Origin of the sequence: Nocardiopsis halotolerans DSM 44410 (genome assembly GCF_000341065.1) — a bacterium.
In the GTDB taxonomy this organism is placed as follows: Bacteria; Actinomycetota; Actinomycetes; order Streptosporangiales; family Streptosporangiaceae; genus Nocardiopsis; species Nocardiopsis halotolerans.
In genome coordinates this window covers 1-5,000 of sequence record NZ_ANAX01000270.1, presented here as the reverse complement: position 1 = coordinate 5,000, position 5,000 = coordinate 1, and the positions used below count along the sequence as shown (strand labels likewise).

The 5,000-nt window shown below is 69.0% G+C and carries 3 protein-coding genes and 1 pseudogene; 3 read left to right on the top strand and 1 reads right to left on the bottom strand.

Features of this window, described 5'->3' with window-relative positions:
* The 3 genes and pseudogenes from D455_RS0120725 to D455_RS0120715 form a co-directional block, all read left to right on the top strand.
* Window positions 1–418, top strand: a pseudogene (locus D455_RS0120725) (LLM class flavin-dependent oxidoreductase); the annotation flags it as partial.
* 455 nt (window positions 419–873) lie between these two features.
* On the top strand, window positions 874–3,597 hold the full coding sequence (gene acnA / locus D455_RS0120720) for an aconitate hydratase AcnA (RefSeq protein ID WP_017572606.1): 2,724 nt from the start codon (window positions 874–876) through the stop codon (window positions 3,595–3,597).
* Between the two features lie 216 nt (window positions 3,598–3,813).
* Window positions 3,814–4,236, top strand: a complete 423-nt coding sequence (locus tag D455_RS0120715; protein WP_017572605.1) for an SRPBCC family protein — start codon at window positions 3,814–3,816, stop codon at window positions 4,234–4,236.
* 89 nt (window positions 4,237–4,325) lie between these two features.
* Here D455_RS0120715 and D455_RS0120710 read toward each other — a convergent pair whose 3' ends face one another.
* Complete coding sequence (locus D455_RS0120710) at window positions 4,326–4,613, bottom strand: hypothetical protein (RefSeq protein ID WP_017572604.1); 288 nt, start codon at window positions 4,611–4,613, stop codon at window positions 4,326–4,328.
* Window positions 4,614–5,000 lie beyond the last annotated feature (387 nt).

Here is a 5,000-nt window from a genome sequence, read left to right as displayed (position 1 = left end):
CCGCCCGCCGGTGCTGATCGGCGGCACCGGCCCCAAGCGCACGCCGCGCCTGGCCGCCAAGTACGCCGACGAGTACAACGTTCCCTTCTCCTCGGTGGAGGACACCGCGGCCGCCTTCGAGCGGACCCGGGCCGCGGTGCGGGCCTCGGGGCGCGGTGCTCCGATGGTCTACTCCGCCGCGCAGGTCCTGTGCGTGGGCAGGGACGAGGCGGAGGTGGCCCGGCGCGCGGAGCGGATCGGCCGCGAGGTTCCGGAGCTGCGCGAGAACGGTCTGGCGGGTACCCCGAACGAGCTGGTGGACAGGATCGGCCGGTTCGCCGAGGCGGGGGCCGAGCGCATGTACCTCCAGATGCTGGACATGGCCGACCTGGACCACCTGGAGCTGGTCGCGTCGCAGGTCGCGCCGCAGTTGGACTGAGCCGGTCCCCGCCTTCGGGGCGTTCGCGCGGACCGCGCGGAGCGCCTCCGGCGGGTGGAGCCCAGAAGGAGTACGGAGCACTACCCCGGGGGCGGTCGCGGGGGGAGGGTGGCCGCCCGATAACTTGATATCGAGATACAAGTTAGATAGCTTGATGTCAAGATATAGCGGGGTTCCCCCCGGCCCGGTCCCGGTTCGCGTGTGTGAGGTTGACCGCTCGACCACGTCCGGACCGGAACAACCGTGGGCGTCCGCGGCCAAGGGGTCGCCTGTCCGGTGGCGAGTGGTGTCGCCGCAGGTCACGGCGGTTTCGATGGAGACCGGAAGGCAGGCGGAGGCCCTCCCCGCGGTCCTCCGCCCCGGTGTCCGGTCAGGGCGGCCTCGAGTACGTCCCGCACCCGCCGAATGGGGCAGGATGCTGGGAACGCAAGTGGCGAGATCAGGAGGCAGACACCGTGTCCGCGAACAGCTTCGGCGCCCGTGACACGTTGCGCGTTGGCGACGAGTCGTACGAGATCTTCCGGTTGGAGGCCGTTGAGGGCTCCCACCGGCTTCCCTACAGCCTGAAGGTGCTGCTGGAGAACCTCCTGCGCACCGAGGACGGTGCGAACGTCACCGCCGACCACATCCGGGCCCTGGGCCTGTGGGACCCCAAGGCCCAGCCCAACCAGGAGATCCAGTTCACCCCCGCGCGGGTGATCATGCAGGACTTCACCGGCGTCCCCTGCGTCGTCGACCTCGCCACCATGCGCGAGGCCGTGCGCGAGCTGGGCGGCGACGCGGACAAGATCAACCCCCTCGCCCCCGCCGAGCTGGTGATCGACCACTCCGTCGTCGTCGACCTCTTCGGGCGCCCCGACGCCTTCGAGCGCAACGTCGAGATCGAGTACGAGCGCAACTACGAGCGCTACAAGTTCCTGCGCTGGGGCCAGACCGCCTTCGACGAGTTCAAGGTCGTCCCGCCCGGTACCGGTATCGTGCACCAGGCCAACATCGAGCACCTGGCGCGCGTCACCATGAGCCGTAACGGCCAGGCCTACCCCGACACCTGCGTCGGTACGGACTCGCACACCACGATGCAGAACGGCCTGGGCATCCTGGGCTGGGGCGTCGGCGGTATCGAGGCCGAGGCCGCCATGCTCGGCCAGCCGATCTCCATGCTCATCCCGCGCGTGGTCGGCTTCAAGCTCACCGGTGAGCTCCAGCCGGGCACCACCGCCACCGACCTGGTGCTCACCATCACCGAGATGCTGCGCGAGCACGGTGTGGTCGGCAAGTTCGTCGAGTTCTACGGCGAGGGCGTGGCCTCCGTGCCGCTGGCCAACCGCGCCACCATCGGCAACATGAGCCCGGAGTTCGGCTCCACCGCCGCGATCTTCCCGATCGACGACGAGACCATCCGCTACATGAGGCTGACCGGCCGTTCCGAGCAGCAGGTCGCCCTGACCGAGGCCTACGCCAAGGCCAACGGCTTCTGGAACGACCCGGCCAACGAGCCCGAGTTCTCCGAGTACCTGGAGCTCGACCTGGCCGAGGTGGTCCCGTCCATCGCCGGTCCCAAGCGCCCGCAGGACCGCATCGCGCTGTCCGCGGCCAAGCAGACCTGGCGCCACGACGTGCGCAACTACGTCGAGGACGAGGTCGACGAGTCGAGCGAGGAGTCCTTCCCCGCCTCCGACGCTCCGTCCCACACCGCCAACGGCAACCGTCCGCACAAGGCGGTCGAGGTCACCATGGCCGACGGCACCAGGACCGAGATCGACCACGGCGCCGTCGTGATCGCCGCGATCACCTCCTGCACCAACACCTCCAACCCCTCGGTCATGCTGGGCGCCGCCCTGCTGGCCAAGAAGGCGGTGGAGAAGGGCCTGAGCCGCAAGCCGTGGGTCAAGACCTCCATGGCCCCGGGCTCCAAGGTCGTCACCGACTACTACGAGCGCTCCGGCCTGACCCCGTACCTGGACAAGCTGGGCTTCAACCTGGTCGGCTACGGCTGCACCACCTGCATCGGCAACTCCGGTCCGCTGCCGGAGGAGATCTCCAAGGCGGTCCAGGACAACGACCTGGCCGTCTCCGCGGTCCTGTCCGGCAACCGCAACTTCGAGGGCCGGATCAACCCGGACGTGAAGATGAACTACCTGGCCTCGCCGCCGCTGGTGGTCGCCTACGCGCTGGCGGGGTCGCTCGACGTGGACATCACCACCGAGCCCCTGGGCGTCGGCGCGGACGGCGAGCCCGTCTTCCTGGCCGACATCTGGCCGAGCGCCGAGGAGATCCAGGAGGTCATGGACTCCGCGATCGCCTCGGACATGTACGAGTCCGCGTACTCGGACGTGTTCGCCGGTGACGAGCGCTGGCGTTCGCTGCCCACGCCGACCGGCAACACCTTCGAGTGGGAGGAAGAGTCCACCTACGTCCGCAAGCCCCCCTACTTCGAGGGCATGGGCACCACCCCGGACCCGGTCACCGACATCACCGGTGCCCGAGTCCTGGCCAAGCTGGGCGACTCGGTCACCACCGACCACATCTCCCCGGCGGGTGCCATCAAGCCGGGCACCCCGGCGGCCGAGTACCTCAAGGCCAACGGTGTGGAGCGCCGCGACTTCAACTCCTACGGTTCCCGCCGCGGCAACCACGAGGTGATGATCCGGGGCACGTTCGCCAACATCCGCCTGCGCAACCAGCTCGCGCCGGGCACCGAGGGCGGTTACACCCGCGACTTCACCGAGGCCGACGGTCCGGTGAAGTACATCTACGACGCCGCGCAGAACTACGCCGCGCAGGACGTCCCGCTGGTCGTGCTGGGCGGCAAGGAGTACGGCTCCGGTTCCTCGCGCGACTGGGCCGCCAAGGGCACCGCCCTGCTGGGCGTCCGCGCGGTCATCACCGAGTCCTACGAGCGCATCCACCGTTCGAACCTGATCGGCATGGGTGTCCTGCCCCTGGAGTTCCCGAAGGGTCAGTCCGCCGACTCCCTCGGCCTGACCGGCGAGGAGACCTTCTCCATCACCGGCGTGACCGAGATGAACGAGGGGCCCGCGCCCGCCACGGTGAAGGTCAGCACCGACACCGGTGTGGAGTTCGACGCCGTGGTGCGCATCGACACCCCCGGTGAGGCGGACTACTACCGCAACGGCGGCATCCTCCAGTACGTGCTGCGCCAGCTGATCGCCAAGTAGCACCGACTCCTCGCGGAGTCCCTCCGCGTCAGGGGTGCCGAGTGCGGGGCCGCCACCGTCCGACCGACGGTGGCGGCCCCGTCCGCGTTCGGCCCCTGCCCTCGCACGGAGCCAGAAGGTAACGAAAAGGTATCGTCAGGGTGGTTTGCGGGGAGCGAGCCGGGTAGCGGCTCCCCTGAGGACCGAACGCACGCTACGGCGAGGGGGATCGAGTCAATGTCAGAGGTCATCGAGGCCGTGGAGGTCGATGTTCCGGTCGCCGCCGCCTACGCCCAGTGGACGAGGTTCGAGGAGTTCCCGGCGTTCATGGAGGGCGTCGACAAGGTCGTCCGGACCGGTGAGGACCACATGGTCTGGACCATCGAGGTCGGCGGCCAGAAGAGGGAGTTCGAGGCCGTGGTCACCGAGCAGGTCCCGGGCGAGCGGATCGCCTGGAGGACCACGGACGGCGTGACCCACGCGGGCGTGGTGACCTTCCACCACCTGTCGGACACGCGCAGCAGGATCACCCTCCAGCTCCAGACCGTCCCCGAGGGCGTGGTCGAACAGCTCGGCGACAAGCTGGGACTGGTCAAGGCCCGTGCCAAGGGCGACATGAAGCGCTTCAAGGCCTTCGTCGAGCCCGCCTCCCCGGCCTGACGGACCCCGGGCCGACGCCCGGCTGGAAAGACCCCGGTCCCCGTACCACTCCTCGGCGGTACGGGGACCGGTCCTTGCCGGAGCTGGTGTCACCAGCTGCCGCTGCTGACGCTGTAGTGGTACGCCCCGTCGGGACCGGCGTGGGACGAGGAGTGGTGGTACCAGGCGTGGCCGTGTCCGTGGCCGTGCCCGTACCCGTGGCCGTGTCCGTGGCCGTGTCCGTAGTTGTATTCGTAGCTGTACGCGCCGTGGGGGCCGGCTCCCGACGACTCGTACGAGTAGTACGTGTCCGCCGAGGCCAGGGCCGGGGCCCCGAGCGCCAGGGCGGGTGCCGCGATGACGGTGAACGCGAAGCGGCGCAGGGTCTTCTTCTGCATAGCGGTGGCTTCCCTTCGAGGCTCGGTGCGGGGAACCGCCGTGCGGGTGCGGACGCCTCCAGCCAGTGTTCGCGCGCTGCTGGACGGGCGGTACGAGACGACGGCCTCCCCTTTGCCTCTTCTGCCTTGCACGTCCAGCCTGCAACCGGAGTAGCCCAAGAGGGAACACTGAGGACCTGCGTAAACGTCAAAATCGAGATTTCGCGTCGGAGGGGTGGACGCAGCCGCGTGCGCGAACGCAGACGGTGGGTGAATCCGCGTGGTGGTACGGGAATCGTCCGGTCGGGGATCCGGGAGTGCTCGTGAAGGCCCGCCGAAGATGGCCTTTGTCGACATTTGTGGGTAAATCACGGACATTCTGACCCCATTCCCGCCCCACGAGCCGAT

Excerpts from the sequence above, each read along its gene's own strand:
- D455_RS0120710 (WP_017572604.1), bottom strand. The coding sequence starts at position 4,613 with ATGCAGAAGAAGACCCTGCGCCGCTTCGCGTTCACCGTCATCGCGGCA.
- D455_RS0120715 (WP_017572605.1), top strand. The coding sequence starts at position 3,814 with ATGTCAGAGGTCATCGAGGCCGTGGAGGTCGATGTTCCGGTCGCCGCC.